Here is a 15,073-nt window from a genome sequence, read left to right on the forward strand (position 1 = left end):
TCATTCTCTTTCATCACTGTCTTACTAACTAAATGATAGTACCTATAGAGTAATAATACCTATAGATTGACAGCATGAAAGCCCGTCATTTTTAATTTCAATCACCGTGTTATACGTTCTGGTTGTAGGAGACTACTGTTTTGACCGATTTTACATCGCTTGGTTTAAGTGAGGCGCTTCTCCGCGCTATTGATGAACAAGGGTATAAAACCCCAACCCCTATTCAACAGCAGGCGATTGAGCCGATTTTGGCGGGTAAAGACGTATTAGCCAGTGCGCAAACAGGGACAGGAAAAACGGCGGCTTTTACATTGCCGATCTTGGAAAAGTTAGCTCAATCAGCAGAAAAAACTAAAGGTCGTCAACCAGTTAAAGCACTAATTTTAACACCAACCCGTGAACTCGCTGCGCAAATTGCTGAGAATGTGAAAGCTTATAGTCGCTATTTACCAATCCGTTCACTGGTCGTTTTTGGTGGTGTGAGTATTAACCCACAAATGATGAAATTGCGCGGTGGCGTTGATGTATTGATAGCAACACCTGGACGCTTACTCGACCTTGAACATCAAAATGCAGTCGATCTTTCTCGTGTTGAAGTCTTAGTGCTTGATGAAGCTGATCGTATGTTAGATATGGGCTTTATTCATGATATTCGCCGTGTGATCAATAAATTACCTAAAAAACGTCAAAATTTATTGTTCTCTGCGACATTCTCTAAAGAGATCACAGGACTTGCCAACTCGTTGTTAAACAATCCTGTGAGTATTTCCGTTGCACCAAAAAATTCAGCAGCTGAATCTGTAGATCAATATGTCCATTTAGTGGATAAAAAACGCAAAACAGAGTTGTTATCACATTTAATTGGCTTAGAAAACTGGTCACAAGTGCTTATTTTTACGCGTACTAAGCACGGTGCTAATAAGCTTGCTGAACATTTAAATGCTGATGGTATCAAATCAGCCGCTATTCATGGTAATAAAAGCCAAGGTGCAAGAACTCGTGCTTTAGCTGACTTTAAAGATGGTAAATTAAAAGCACTGGTGGCAACTGATATTGCAGCTCGTGGCCTTGATATTGACCAACTGCCTTATGTTGTCAATTTTGAATTACCCCAAGTTGCAGAAGATTATGTTCACCGTATTGGTAGAACTGGTCGAGCAGCTGCAACAGGTAAAGCTATTTCATTGGTTTGTGTTGATGAACATGGATTATTAGCTGATATCGAGCGTCTATTAAAACGTGAAATTCCGCGTTTAGCGTTAGATGGTTACGATCCTGATCCTTCGATTAAAGCGGCTCCATTGCATAAAAAGCCAAAAAATAATGCTCCACGTAGAAATGGCGGTGGTCATGGACGTGCAGATATTCGTGGCAAAGATAATCGTAACAACGCTCGTAAAGAGAATGATAGTGAAGGCAGTAAAGAAGGCGGTCGTAATAAAAGCAAAGAAAATTACCGTAATAAAGATGGCTCACGTACTGGTAAATTAGGGCCTCGTCGTTCACGTAAAAGTGATGAAGGTAGTGCTAATCAAAGCCCTTGGTCAAAAGCTAGAAAAGAGTTTTGAGGTTAAAAAGTGCGAGTTCTATTAGCGCCAATGGAGGGGGTTTTAGACCCCCTTGTGAGAGAATTACTTACTTCGATTAACGATTACGATCTCTGTATTACAGAATTTGTGCGTGTTGTTGATTCATTATTACCAACAAAAGCCTTTTATCGCTTATGTCCTGAATTACATACAGAAAGTCGCACAAAAAGTGGTACGCTTGTACGAGTGCAATTACTAGGTCAACACCCTCAATGGTTGGCTGAAAATGCGTTTAGAGCCGTATCGTTAGGCTCTTGGGGCGTTGATTTAAACTGTGGTTGCCCTTCAAAAACGGTTAATGGTAGTGGTGGAGGAGCTTCACTTTTAAAACAGCCTGAAACTATTTATCAAGCAACTAAAGAGATGCGTAATGCAGTACCTTTAGAATTACCCGTATCAGTAAAAGTCAGACTTGGTTGGGATTCTTCTACATATAGCCATGAAATTGCTGATGCCGTAGCACAGGGTGGCGCAACAGAAATCACAGTACATGGCAGAACAAAAGAAGATGGTTATAATGCTGAAAAAATCAATTGGCAGGCCATTGGTGATATTCGTCAAAGACTCTCAATACCTGTAATTGCCAATGGTGAAATTTGGAACCGCGAAGATGCATTGGCCTGTTTAGCCACAACAGGTTGTGATGCGATAATGATTGGTCGTGGTGCAATGAATACGCCTAACTTAAGTCGTGTTGTAAAAGGTATAGAAACAAGGATGCCTTGGTCTGAGGTTATTGAATTATTAAAGCGCTATATTCGCTTAGAAAAGCGCGGTGATACGACAATTTATCATGCATCACGGATTAAACAGTGGTTTAGTTATTTACGCAAAGAGTATCCAGAAGCTGATGAATTATTTAGACAAATTAGAACATTAAAAACGTCGCCAGAAATTGCAGTGGCAATAGAGGCTCTGTAGTTTAAAAATAATCTTATCCAATAAAAAATAGCGCTAATTAATCAGCGATATTTTTTTATTTATTGAGAAATAATCCATCCATTTATCCTAAATATTATGTAATTTATTTCTAATAATTGGAAAAAATTACTTTTTCGACTTACACTCAATAGGTGACTTTTTTAGGTATGTTGTTTATATCATGACTATTTTAGGGGGAAATATGGGAATTCTTGCTTGGATTATCTTTGGTTTAATCGCAGGTATTTTGGCGAAATTCTTAATGCCAGGCTCTTATGATATTGGTCTGATATGGACTTGTATTCTTGGTATTGTAGGTGCGGTTGTCGGTGGTGCAATTAGTAGCTTCTTTGGCAAAGGTAAAGTGGATGGCTTTAATTTTGGTAGCTTTGTTGTCGCTGTGATTGGTGCCATTGTTGTGCTCTACCTTGCAAAAATATTTGCAAGTTAATGCCTTCACATCAAATAGATATTGATAATAAACCCGCGTAATGCGGGTTTACTTTTTAAAGCGTGGACTGATTAAATCAGCATTCACAGGGAAGGGCACTTTCAGCACCCCATTGCGCCCAAGAGCCGTCATAAAGTGCGATAGATTGGCAACCTAATACAGTTAATGCTAAAAATAAAATTGCCGCAGTCATACCAGAGCCACAGGTAACAATAATGGGTTGTGATAAATCAACACCAGCCTGTTCAAATATTTGTTTTAATTCAGTTTTATCTTTTAATTTTCCATCTATAACTAATTCATTCCAAGGCACATTTTTACTACCGGGGATATGTCCACTGCGCAAGCCTGGGCGGGGTTCTGGTGCTCTACCATAAAAGCGATCAGCAGAACGCGCATCAACCATCTGTTTTTGCTTTGTCGCTAGATTATCAATAAGTTGTTGTTTATTGGCATAACGTTGGGAGTGACGTTCAACTACAAATGGGGATTGCCCAGGTGTCTTGATAGCTTCACCTTGTTCTATAGGAAATCCAGCATCAATCCATGCTTGTAGACCACCAGCAAGAATGCGCACATTACGGCAACCTAGAGTGGTTAATGTCCACCAACCTCTAGGTGCGGAAAATAAGTTACCTTGATCGTAAAGAATAACAGTTGTGGTATTAGAGATACCTAATTGCGTCAGCGTTTCTGAAAATAGTGCATCAGATGGCAACATATGTGGCAATGTTGTTGTTTTATCTGCGACTTCATCGAGATTAAAAAAATACGCATGTGGAATATGACGTTCAAGGTAAAGCGCTTGATAATCAATCTGTTGGGTTGGCATTGGTGCGCTGACATCAAGGATCACAATATCAGCATTATGTTGATGTTCAAATAGCCATTTGGGTGTAACAAAGTAATCGTATTCCACGGTGCGACCTCATTTATTTAGCAGAAGGTGAGCTGTCTGGGATAGCTGGAAATTGCTGTGTAGGTGATGTTTCAGGTTGCGTTTGCTCTGTTTCTATTGGTGTGGTGGAGCGTGTATAGATATTTAAGCCCGCAAGGAAAACACCACCGATAGAACCGAAAGCAAGTAGTGCGATAATAACAATAATTATTTTTTTCATAATGTTCATTTGCAGATGAATGTTGCGCAAAAGTATATCTAGATATGAAGTTGAAACAAGTGCTAAGTCAGTTTAATTGACAAATGAGAGTGGCTAAAAAAGAGATGAATAGATAAATAAAAAGGCTATTTATTTTTTATAAATAGCCTGAGTAAAGTTAGCGTTGACGTTAATTATTTCAATCAAAGGTTACAGTCAATGATAAGAAAAAAACCCTTAAACTCAGAAGTAAATGAGTTTAAGGGCAAGGGGTAACGCAACTTAATTAGGAATATAAAAACCAGAATGTCATTGCTAAGTTCACAATAGCTGCGACAGCCATAGGAATGGCAGTACGTTTAACTATTTGGAAAGGTGAGACATTCGCAATACCAGCAATGGCAACAATGGCGGCTGTAATGGGTGAAACAGTACGACCAAAGCTTGTCATTATTTGCATTGGTAAAATTAAAGTAATGACATCGACTTTTAAGAAAGCGGCAATTTTTGGTGTTAAGGCTGCAAATGAGAAGAATGCCGCATTACCTGATCCCATTAAAAAGGCCGCTAATGCAAGAATGGCACTCATTACAATGATCATCGCGGCAATGCCGAAGCCTGCATCTTGAGCAGAGCTAATTAGCGTATCGACGGCACCACTTTTAAGTAGACCATTAGCAAAGAACTCACCAGACACAATTAACGAGACCACTAAGACAAATTGCTTACCCATTCCTTCAAAGAACAGCATAAAGCTATTCATCACCGCTTTTGCATCACGTAAGCGAACATATTCGAAAAGAAGTGCAATTACGGTACTAATAATCATTGCCGTGGTGACTTCTAATTTAATGTAAGGGTGTAGCAAAGGACTGAAACCGATAATCAGAATTAAAGGGATCACAGGTAATAGAGCATAAGACAGTGGAATTTTATTGCCTTCTTCTTTTACAACATCAATGGTTGTTGGGTCAAAAACAAAACCTTCACGTTTATCCCACCAGCGTTGAATAAAGAAGTGAGTAATAGCAACAGCAATAATAATAGGAATAGTAACGGGTAATTGGTGCTGAACAAAATAGACGGCAGGTTCGATATCCGCTGTTTTTGCAGCCATAATCACATTACCAGAGCCAGGACCATGGTCGATAAACTGGCAGCATCCAATAACGGCTAAAGCAGAAAGTGGACTAATACCAGAACGAATTAATATCGGATACATAGTGACCATTAACAGCATACCTAAACCAGCATGGCTAGGAATAAAAATAACCAAGATTTGAGTGACTAGAAATGAAATCACTAACAATAAGTAAGGTGATTTTATGGCTTTTAATGGCTTTTCAAAAATTGCGAATAAAGCACGACTTGCGCCAACGTGTTCCATATAACGAGAAAAGCCCGCAATAGCCATTAACGTTAAACCAAGACCTGCAAGACGAGAACTCATAATATCCGTGAAAATTTGGAAGACATCAAAATACTTAAATTGAGTTGTCTTATTTTCAGGTAATAACGGATTAAGATCGAGAGAAGCCGTTAGGAGCAGTAACAACAAGCCCCCGAGTAATAATACTGGCTGAGGTTTATAACCCCGTGCCAGTAAATAAACCACCAACGCTGTTACCAGCGCGGCAATGATTAAACCTGTCATAGTGAATTCCCCGGTAATGATGCAATATTTTTTGTTATTGGTTTAATGCTGAAAAAGCTTGTGTAATATCTGCAATAAGATCATCTGTTGCTTCAAGGCCGATGTGTAAACGTACAAAAGGGCCATGACCTTCACGCCAATTAGACGCTGTTCTTGCGCCAACGACATTGGCGGGTAATGCAAGGCTTTCAAACCCACCCCAAGATGCACCAATACCAAATAGTTCAAGCGCATCAATAAATTGCTCTGATTGTTTTGTGGTAAATTCTTGTTTAAATTCAATGGTTAATAGGCCATTACTGCCTTTGCAGTCACGTTTCCACAAATCATGACGAGGGTGATTTGGTAATTCAGGGAACCATACTTTTTCAACTTCAGGACGTGTCTCTAACCACTGTGCGATAGCCAAAGCTGATTTACCATGAGCAGCAATACGTTGACCTAATGTTCTCATTCCGCGAAGTACGAGTGCTGCATCATCAGGGCTACTGGCTTGACCTAATGCTTCAGGTAATGCACCAATTTTTTCCCATGCTTTTTCATTCGCAACCATAATGCCCATCATGACATCAGAGTGACCGCACAAATATTTAGTTGCCGCAATAACAGAGACATCAGCACCTAATTCAAGCGGGTTATAAAGCCACGCAGAACCCCATGTATTATCAACACCGACAGGAATATTTCTTTCATGAGCAATACGGCAGATTTCAGGTAAATCAAGCATTTCATAAAGGAGTGAACCTGGTGATTCGACAAAAATAAGCTGTGTATTTTGTTGAATTTTTTGCTCAAAATCTGAACCATCTGTTTTAAAGAAGCTATAAGCAATGTTATTGGGTTCAAGGAAAGCAGATGCGATTTTACGCACAGGTTCATAAACAGAATCTGCAAATAAAACATGTCCACCACTACGCGCATATCCCATGATGGTCACTGCAATAGCCGCCAATCCAGTCGGGAATAACTGTGCACGATGACCGCCTTCTAACTCGGTCACTAATGCTTCTAATGCAAAAGCGGTTTCGGTACCACGTGCGCCATAGCTCAATACACGTTCTGTTGCACGACGATCACGCACATCACGCCAGCTTTTTATTGAGTCAAAAACAATAGTACTGGCTCTCATAACGGGTGGATTAATAGGGCCAGAAGTTTTAATTTCTTGACGTCCACTGTGTATCAATTTTGTTTGTTTATTTTGTTTCATTATTAATATCTCCAAATATAGAAATAGAGTTCCCCGGTAATTAAATAAAATGATTAATTACTGATTGTGCTTATTTTGTTTCTATTATTTATAACAAACTTATTTATTTTTAAAATAGCTATTTTCTAAAAATGATGATCTTCCTCTAACTTTTTAGCATTAATTATTCTAATTAAATCTTAAATGTTATTTAAGAATCAAAAGTTATAACTAATAAATAAAGAGTTATTTATAACTTATTGAATTAATGTTATTTTTTAATTGATAAGAAATATTTGAAATTAGATTAAAATTATCAAAGTGTTTTTTTTGAGATTATATTGCATAAATAAAATAACAATCTAACAAGTCGTTTGATTAAAAAAACGATTTTTTTATTATTTTTTTAACAGGGGAAATAATTATGGGAACCAGCGTTTTTGATTCGGTTTTATTAAAGAATTTATGGTCAACAGAAGAGATGAGAACTATTTTTTCTGATAAAACAAGAATGCAAAATTGGCTTGATTATGAAGCAGCATTAGCTATTGAACAAGCCGAATTAGATTTGATCCCGAAAGAGGCGGCAAAAGTTATTGCAGATACCGCGAAACTTGAAAAGCTCGATATGGATTATGTATTAGAACAAGTGCGTCTTACTCGCCATCCATTAGTGCCAACAATTCGTGGTTTAGAGCATGCTTGCCCAGAACATTATGGGGAATATGTTCATTTTGGCCCAACAACACAAGATGTCATTGATACTGGCCTTGTATTGCAACTAAAAGATGCTCATCATACTTTTTTACGTGATATCAAAGTATTAGGTCGTGCATTGCTTTCATTAAGTGAACAACATCGCAACACGCCAATGGTTGGACGTACGTTAGCATTACAAGCTCTGCCAATTACGTTTGGGCATAAAACAGCGATTTGGTTAACTGAATTAGCGCGTCATTATCAACGTCTTAAAGAGATAGAACCTCGCTTATTTGTTGGCAGTGTTGTCGGTGCGGTAGGTACAAAAGCTTCTTTAAGCGATAAAGCTGATGAATTAGAAGCTCGTGTATTAAAACGCTTAGGCTTAGGTGTACCTGAAATTTCATGGCAACCTGCGCGCGATAGATTCAGTGAATATGGCATGTTAATCGGTTTAATTAGCGGTACGCTAGGTAAAATTGCTAATGAAATCCTACTATTAGCGCATAACGAAATTGATGAGTTATCTGAGCCATTTAGTAAAGGTCAAGTGGGCTCTTCGACTATGCCACATAAACGTAATCCTGCTATTGTGGAAAATGCGGCCTGTGTAAGTAATACCCTAAAAGCAAATCTATCTGTATTAACGGATATGATGAAACATCAGCATGAGCGCGATGGTGCGATTTGGAAAATGGAATGGAAAATCATGCCAGAAATGTGCCTGATGCTGTCTGTTATCTTCGATAATATGAAAACAGTATTAGGTGGATTAAATGTGCATGTAGAAAAAATGCGTGAAAATATGGACATTTTGGGTGGCTTTATGTTGGCAGAACGAGTGATGTTTGCATTATCTGATAAAGCGGGTAAACAAACTGCACATGAAATTGTGTATGAAGCATCAATGTCAGGGCAAGAAGAAGGTATCACTTTTGTTGAAGCGATTAATCGTGATACCCGTATTCGTGATCACATTACTCAAGAAGAGCTTGATGCACTTTTAGATCCAACAACTTATGTAGGAAATGCACCGACCCAAGTTGATCGTGTTGTTGCGCAAACTAAAGCGTCTGGTTGGTTAAATGACTAAGTGACTTGATTGAACTCAACCTTCTTATTATCTAAAAGCCGGTGATATTACTGGCTTTTTCTTATCTATTTCGAGGTGTTTATGACATTAAGTCAGCAGTTAGCCCAATTTATTACGACAACCACTTTCTCTGATTTACCAGCTCAAGTTATTAGCCGAGCTAAAATTCATTTATTAGATACATTAGGTGTTGCACTTGCGGGGAGTGCACAACAAAGTGCGATTCAAAGTCGTCAGGGCATCACTTTTTTACCTGATAGCCAAGGCACTATTCCAATTTGGGGCAGTTCACTCACAACAAGTACAACTGTAGCTGCACTTACAAATGGTATTGCATCACATGCATTAGATTTTGATGATACACATACCGATTCTATTACACATGGTAGCGCGGTATTAACGCCGATTGCTTTTGCATTGGGTGAGTCAATCGGTGCGTCATCACAAGATATTTTAACGGCCTGGGTGATTGGCTGGGAAGTTGCGGCTAGAGTCGGCTTAGCAAGCCATAGTGGATTTCATCAACGAGGCTTTCATGCCACTGCGATTGCAGGTATTTTTGGCGCAACAGCTTGTGCGGCCTCGTTATTAAAATTAACACCAGAACAGACTGTGAATGCATTAGGGCTCACAGGAAGCCAAGCAGGAGGAGTGGCTGAATATCTTACCAATAGTTCTTCTTCTAAATGCTTTCATGCGGGATGGGCTGCGCAATCAGGTATTATTGCCGCATCATTGGCAAAAGGTGGAATGACTGGCCCTGAAACGATATTCGAAGGTCGCTATAGCCTCTATCAAACCCATGGTATTCGAGAGCAAGCACACCCCGAACAAGTGGCATTGGGATTAGGTGATGTATGGGAATTTTTAAATGTTTCGATTAAGCCTTATCCGGTGTGTCATTTTGCTCATGCGACTGTGGATTGTGGGCGTAATTTGCTGAAAAAAGGGATCACGGCTGATGATATTGAAAGTGTGGAATGTGTGGTTGATCCTGTCGCAGCTGCCTTGATTTGTGAGCCTCCTGAAACAAAATGGGCACCTCAAACAGCCTACGGAGCTAAATTTAGTTTGCCATGGTTATTTGCTGCAGGTTTTTTAGATAACGCTTTAACGCTCTCTTCATTATTACCTGAAAACCTACAACGGGAAGATATCCAATCATTAGCAAAGCGTGTAAGTTATCGTTATCCCGAAAAAGGCGAAATACCTTTTCCTACGTATTTTCCAGGATTAATTTTCGTGACATTAAAAAATGGCGAGAAGATCACAGAGAGATTAGATATTCAATATGGCAATCCACAAAATCCAATGACAGATAAAGATGTGATCAGTAAGTTTTACGATAATGCCTCATTAGTAATAGAGGATAAACAATCGGCTCAACTCGTTGAAAAAGTATTAAATTTTGAAAATGTGACTCTTTCTGAGGTAACACAATTATTGCGTATTGAAGAAGCGACCCATTAAGTTAAACATAATGTTAATAAGATGGTGATACGAAGGATTGGTTTGAGCTACCAATCCTTTTTTATTGCCTTGCACACATAAATTCAGATGTACAAATAATCTTTTCACCATTACGAACAACACCAGAAAAACTAACAATAGTACGGCGCTGCCGACGAAATTCGATCTCAATAAGTAGTTGATCACCTGCTTTTACTGCATCATGAAAACGTGCTTTTTTTATACTGGCAAAATAACATTGCTGGCCTTCTTCCATGGGGGAAAGGTAGTAATGTGCAAGAACTCCAGCGGCTTGAGCCATACTTTCAAGGAGTAGTAAGGGAGGGTAAAATCCGCCAAAAACAACAGTGTCATTGGTGGTGATATTTTTAATTGCGATTAATTTGCCACTAGCAAGTTCAGCTGGCTCAGAAATAACACCATCAATTAATAAGAATGGATAACGATGAGGTAATATTTCCATTATTTCACTGACGGAAATGGGCATACATTTTCTCCTCGTTATGGTGATAGAATAAATACGATTTTGTAATAATGTCGGCTATTATTTCATTCTTATTCAATATCGTACAGTACAACCTAATGATTTTAGACAGGAAATAGTCATAAAAATAATAACAATGGCTAGAAAAGTATAAAATCTAGCCATTAGTATGACTCAATAAGAATAGCTTATTAATCAAGGCGAGCAATAATTTGGCGTAGATCCGCCATTGCGACATCGTTTAGAGGCTCTTGCGGTAAAATAGGCAAGCCCACATCAAAACCTTGAATATTTAGAGAGGCTTTAATACATGATGCTAACGAATATTTGGTAAAGGCTTCGTTGATTTGCCACATTTCTTTTTGTTTTGCTAATGCCGTATCAAAGTCACCTTTTGTTGCGAGGTCATATAGTTCAACACATTGCTTTGGTAATACACAAGCAGGGCCGGCCATCCAACCGACACCACCAAGTTTTAATACAAGTAATGGAATATGTGCCGAAGCACTAAAGATCTTCACGCGTTCACCAAAGGTGTTGATCATAGTAAGCAATCGACCTGTATTGCTTGAAGCATCTTTAATATATTCAATATTGGGAATATAGCTAAGTTCATTAAATAAAGAGATGGGAAGAACATCACCTAAAAGTCCCGGATTGGTATAAATTGTCATGGATTTTTCAGGAAATGCTTCAGCGATAGTTCGGAAATAACCTGCTTGTGCGGTTTCACTTAACGGGTACATTTTTTGTGAAATCAGCACCATGCCATCTACACCTAATTGGGCGTATTGTTCGGCTTGATGACAAGCATCTGCGGTTGAAAAACCGGCAACCCCTGCGATAACAGGAATACGTCCCGCAGTTTGATCAACAGTGATACGCACAATTTCATTACGCTGTGCTTGAGAGAGATAAGCGTATTCACCCGTGCTACCTAACGGGCTTAAACCATGAACGCCACACGAGATCAAATGTTCGACCAATCGACGTAATGAAGATTCAAGAATGGTGCCTTTAGTTTGATCAACTGGGGAAACAAGGTAAGGAAAAATGCCATGGAATTGGGTCATAATCGGTGTCCTGTTTTATGGTTTTAATATTTTATTGCTTTGGTTATCAACACTATTTAAGGGCTTTGAAATCTCTATTCTTATTGAAGTGTAATATCAGCATGATTAATCACTTCATTTTGCTCATTCTTTAACGAATCAAACAGTATTTGTGCGGCTTTTCCTGGGCTATTGGCATTGAGATATAGGTTATAACTAATTGCTGGTAAAGGGGGTAAGCCTTCTTTTTCGCCTAAAATACGCAAATCGTCACCTGAAAGCTCAATTGAACGAGCCATAATACCTAAGCCCGCACGTACAGCAGCTCTTGCACCTGAAAGCGTTGTAGCAATATAAGCGATCCGCCAACGAATACCTTGTTGATCAAGGTGATTTATCATCATATCGCGGTATGTACTGGGTTCATCTAATACAACTAATGGCAAGGGTTCATCAAGATCAAACCTGAAATGTTTTCCGCAATACCATAAGGAAGGGGAAACTCGTAGCACAATTTTGGGGTAACCCACATGTTCTTCAGTAGAAATGGCTAAATCAAGCTCGTTGTTTTCTAGCATCGACATTAAAAACGGACTACGTTTAACAATGATTTCCATAATAAGACGAGGATACGCCCCTGAAAAACGTGCAAGTAGATCAGGTAAAATTGTGTTTGCCGTATCATCAGGGGAGCCAATTTTTAAGATCCCATCAATTTCTTCATGCATTAATGAAAGACAAGCTTCATCATTTAGGCGCAAAATACGGCGAGCATAGTTAAGCAGTTGTGTACCCGCTTCTGTCAGTGTTTTATTTCGACCTTGGCGAGCAAACAGCTCTTTGCCTATCAACGATTCAAGGCGTTGCATTTGCTGGCTTACTGCAGATTGAGTACGGCAAACAGATTCTGCGGCTGCGGCAAAGGTATTTCCATCGACAACAGCAACAAAGGTTCGGAGTAAATCAAGTTCTAAGTTAAAAATAGGGCGCTTTGTAGGGGTCATTATGGTGTCTCTTAACTGGTGTTGTTGTATTTAATCAAACAAAAAGTATTATTTTTTATAAGGCTATTTTTAGAAGTTATGGCATCAATACTCATACTATGAAGAGTTGGATTAATAATCTATAACAAAGCTCAATAATTTCGAGGCGTTATCCATTCTTTGATGAAATAAGAGAGCAAATGAAGGTAACTACTGATTTTTATACAGTGTTATGAGACAATAGCGCCCTTCTTAAAATCAGTCACAGAGTAGTTATGTCTCTTTCTCAATCAGTCAAAAATCAAATAAGTCAGTGGTATAAAGCCCTACCAGAGCATATTGAAGGGTTTATTCCGCGTGCGCCACAGCGTGAAATGATAGCTGAAGTGGCCAAGACTTTTTCTGATGAAATGGGACGACACTTAGTGATTGAAGCTCCGACTGGGGTAGGTAAAACACTTTCTTATCTTATTCCGGGTATTGCTATCAGTCGTGATGAAAAAAAACCACTGATTATCAGTACAGCCAATGTGGCACTGCAAGATCAGATTTTTAGCAAAGATCTCCCATTACTCAAAAAAATCATTCCAGATCTTACTTTCACGGGGGCTTTTGGCCGTGGCCGCTATTTATGTCCACGTAATTTAGACGCGATTTGTGTAACAGAAGGTGAACAAATCGACTTAATGTTTTTGCTTGAAGACAAAGTGGATGTGGCGACCAGTGCAGAAAGAGAAATTTGCCAAGAGCTAAAAAATGATTTTACCAGTTTCGGTTGGGATGGTTTGCGTGATCATCATAAACGGGCATTAACAGACAGTTTATGGCGTAAAATTAGCACCGATAAAATGAACTGTTTAGGACGTAATTGTCAATATTATCATCGTTGCCCTTTTTTTATTGCACGCCGTGAAATTGATGAAGTGGATGTTGTTATTACCAATCACGCTTTAGTGATGGCAGCAATGGAAAGCGAATCGGTATTACCCGATGCCAAAAACCTGCTGTTAGTGTTAGATGAAGGTCATCATATTCCTGATGTTGCGCGAGATGCACTTGAAGTCGAAGGGGAAATTACCTTAGTTTCCCTTAATAATCAGCTGGATAATATTACTCGCCATGTTAGTCAGTATTTAGCGCAATTTATTCCTGTAAAACCACCTAAGTTGGCTGATCCTATTCGTTTTGATGCTCATATTGCTAAGTTACGTGAGACTTATCAAGAGGTTGATACCTTTACGCGAGCATTATTACCAGAACGTAGTGAACAAGACGAATATCTCTTTCCATTAGGCGAATTACCTGAACAGCTTCTGTTAAGTTGTCAGACATTATTTAAGCTAACAGATAGTTTAAAAATGTTGGGTGAAGCTATTTTAAATGATTTAACAGAGCGTACAGCAAAAGAAGATGTTGTGCGTTTACATCGTGCCATTTTAACTACCAGTAGAATGGTCGGTTATTTAGAGAATATGGCCAAATTGTGGCGCTTAGCCACATTAGAGCAAACCTCAAAAGCACCTGTATCGAAATGGCTCACTCGGCGTTACGATAAAAAGCAGTCTCATCTCTATTTCCATTGCGCAGGTATTCGAGTAAGCGAACAACTGACACAATTGTTATGGAAAAATATCCCACATGTAGTTATTACATCTGCAACGTTACGCTCGTTAAATAGCTATTCTCGCATTCAAGAATTAACAGGATTAAGTGAGCATTTTGATGATCGCTTTATTACGTTGTCTTCACCTTTTGAACATAAAGATCAGGGTAGATTAGTTATTCCTAAAATGCGCTATGAACCGACGATGACTCATGAACGTGAACATTTAAAAGAAATGGCACGTTATTTTCGACAAAGCATGGAAGAGAATAACCACAGAGGACAATTGGTTTTATTTAGTAGCCAACGGGCAATGGATGGCTTTTTAGAAGAAGTGAAAGACTTACGGTTATGCTTATTGGTGCAAGGGGATCAGCCTCGTTATCGTTTGGTAGAAACACATTGTAAGCGTATAGATGCAGGAGATAATAGTGTATTGATAGGTTTGCAATCATTTGCCGAAGGACTCGATTTAAAAGGCGATTATTTAACGCAGGTGCATATTCATAAAATTGCTTTTCCGCCAGTGACCGATCCAGTGATTGTGACAGAAGGCGAGTGGCTAAAATCGCTGAAACGTTATCCTTTTGAAGTGCAGAGCTTGCCAAGTGCATCGTTTAATTTAATTCAGCAAGTTGGGCGTCTTATCCGCAGCCATCATTGCCACGGTGAAATTATCATTTATGACAGACGTTTACTAACCAAAAACTATGGCACACGCTTATTAACAGCACTACCTGTTTTCCCTATTTATCAACCTGATATGCCTAAAGAGAAATAAAGAGAAA

At 38.9% G+C, this 15,073-nt stretch carries 13 protein-coding genes; 6 read left to right on the plus strand and 7 right to left on the minus strand.

Annotated features, from left to right (window positions below):
- Positions 1-140: 140 nt before the first annotated feature.
- From rhlE to ABN080_RS00270, 3 genes are all read left to right on the plus strand, one after another.
- Entirely contained in the window at positions 141-1,568 is a 1,428-nt protein-coding gene (rhlE, locus tag ABN080_RS00260; RefSeq protein ID WP_196553389.1) for an ATP-dependent RNA helicase RhlE, read from the plus strand.
- Positions 1,569-1,577: 9 nt separating this feature from the next.
- Positions 1,578-2,510 (plus strand): tRNA dihydrouridine(16) synthase DusC, encoded by a 933-nt coding sequence (gene dusC / locus ABN080_RS00265; protein WP_196553388.1) that lies wholly within the window; start codon positions 1,578-1,580, stop codon positions 2,508-2,510.
- 202 nt (positions 2,511-2,712) lie between these two features.
- A complete protein-coding gene (locus ABN080_RS00270) occupies positions 2,713-2,961 on the plus strand; it encodes a GlsB/YeaQ/YmgE family stress response membrane protein (RefSeq protein ID WP_036938310.1) in 249 nt (82 codons plus the stop codon).
- Positions 2,962-3,037: 76 nt separating this feature from the next.
- Here the strand turns inward: ABN080_RS00270 and sseA are convergent, their stop codons facing one another.
- The 4 genes from sseA to metC form a co-directional block, all read right to left on the minus strand.
- A complete protein-coding gene (gene sseA, locus ABN080_RS00275) occupies positions 3,038-3,880 on the minus strand; it encodes a 3-mercaptopyruvate sulfurtransferase (RefSeq protein ID WP_349440079.1) in 843 nt (280 codons plus the stop codon).
- A 13-nt stretch (positions 3,881-3,893) separates the two neighbouring features.
- Complete coding sequence (locus ABN080_RS00280; RefSeq protein WP_036912140.1) at positions 3,894-4,079, minus strand: YohO family small membrane protein; 186 nt, start codon at positions 4,077-4,079, stop codon at positions 3,894-3,896.
- A 265-nt stretch (positions 4,080-4,344) separates the two neighbouring features.
- Positions 4,345-5,712: a C4-dicarboxylate transporter DcuC gene (gene dcuC / locus ABN080_RS00285; protein ID WP_072070545.1), complete on the minus strand. Its 1,368-nt coding sequence runs from the start codon at positions 5,710-5,712 to the stop codon at positions 4,345-4,347.
- A gap of 34 nt (positions 5,713-5,746) precedes the next feature.
- Positions 5,747-6,922: a cystathionine beta-lyase gene (metC, locus tag ABN080_RS00290; RefSeq protein WP_196553386.1), complete on the minus strand. Its 1,176-nt coding sequence runs from the start codon at positions 6,920-6,922 to the stop codon at positions 5,747-5,749.
- Between the two features lie 403 nt (positions 6,923-7,325).
- Here metC and purB point away from each other — a divergent pair, with 403 nt between their 5' ends.
- Together purB and ABN080_RS00300 are read left to right on the plus strand one after the other, a co-directional pair.
- A complete protein-coding gene (gene purB / locus ABN080_RS00295) occupies positions 7,326-8,693 on the plus strand; it encodes an adenylosuccinate lyase (protein ID WP_196553385.1) in 1,368 nt (455 codons plus the stop codon).
- 81 nt (positions 8,694-8,774) lie between these two features.
- Positions 8,775-10,163, plus strand: coding sequence for an MmgE/PrpD family protein (locus tag ABN080_RS00300; RefSeq protein ID WP_349440080.1), 1,389 nt, complete (start codon positions 8,775-8,777; stop codon positions 10,161-10,163).
- A 61-nt stretch (positions 10,164-10,224) separates the two neighbouring features.
- Here the strand turns inward: ABN080_RS00300 and ABN080_RS00305 are convergent, their stop codons facing one another.
- From ABN080_RS00305 to ABN080_RS00315, 3 genes are all read right to left on the minus strand, one after another.
- A complete protein-coding gene (locus ABN080_RS00305) occupies positions 10,225-10,650 on the minus strand; it encodes an ApeP family dehydratase (protein WP_196553383.1) in 426 nt (141 codons plus the stop codon).
- Positions 10,651-10,838: 188 nt separating this feature from the next.
- On the minus strand, positions 10,839-11,720 hold the full coding sequence (locus ABN080_RS00310) for a dihydrodipicolinate synthase family protein (protein WP_196553382.1): 882 nt from the start codon (positions 11,718-11,720) through the stop codon (positions 10,839-10,841).
- A gap of 80 nt (positions 11,721-11,800) precedes the next feature.
- On the minus strand, positions 11,801-12,703 hold the full coding sequence (locus tag ABN080_RS00315; RefSeq protein WP_072070539.1) for a LysR family transcriptional regulator: 903 nt from the start codon (positions 12,701-12,703) through the stop codon (positions 11,801-11,803).
- A gap of 254 nt (positions 12,704-12,957) precedes the next feature.
- On the opposite strand from ABN080_RS00315, the gene dinG reads away from it, so the two are divergent.
- A complete protein-coding gene (gene dinG / locus ABN080_RS00320) occupies positions 12,958-15,066 on the plus strand; it encodes an ATP-dependent DNA helicase DinG (RefSeq protein ID WP_349440081.1) in 2,109 nt (702 codons plus the stop codon).
- Positions 15,067-15,073: the final 7 nt, after the last annotated feature.

This window comes from Proteus sp. fly-1089 (assembly GCF_040138965.1).
Lineage (GTDB): Bacteria > Pseudomonadota > Gammaproteobacteria > Enterobacterales > Enterobacteriaceae > Proteus > Proteus vulgaris_B.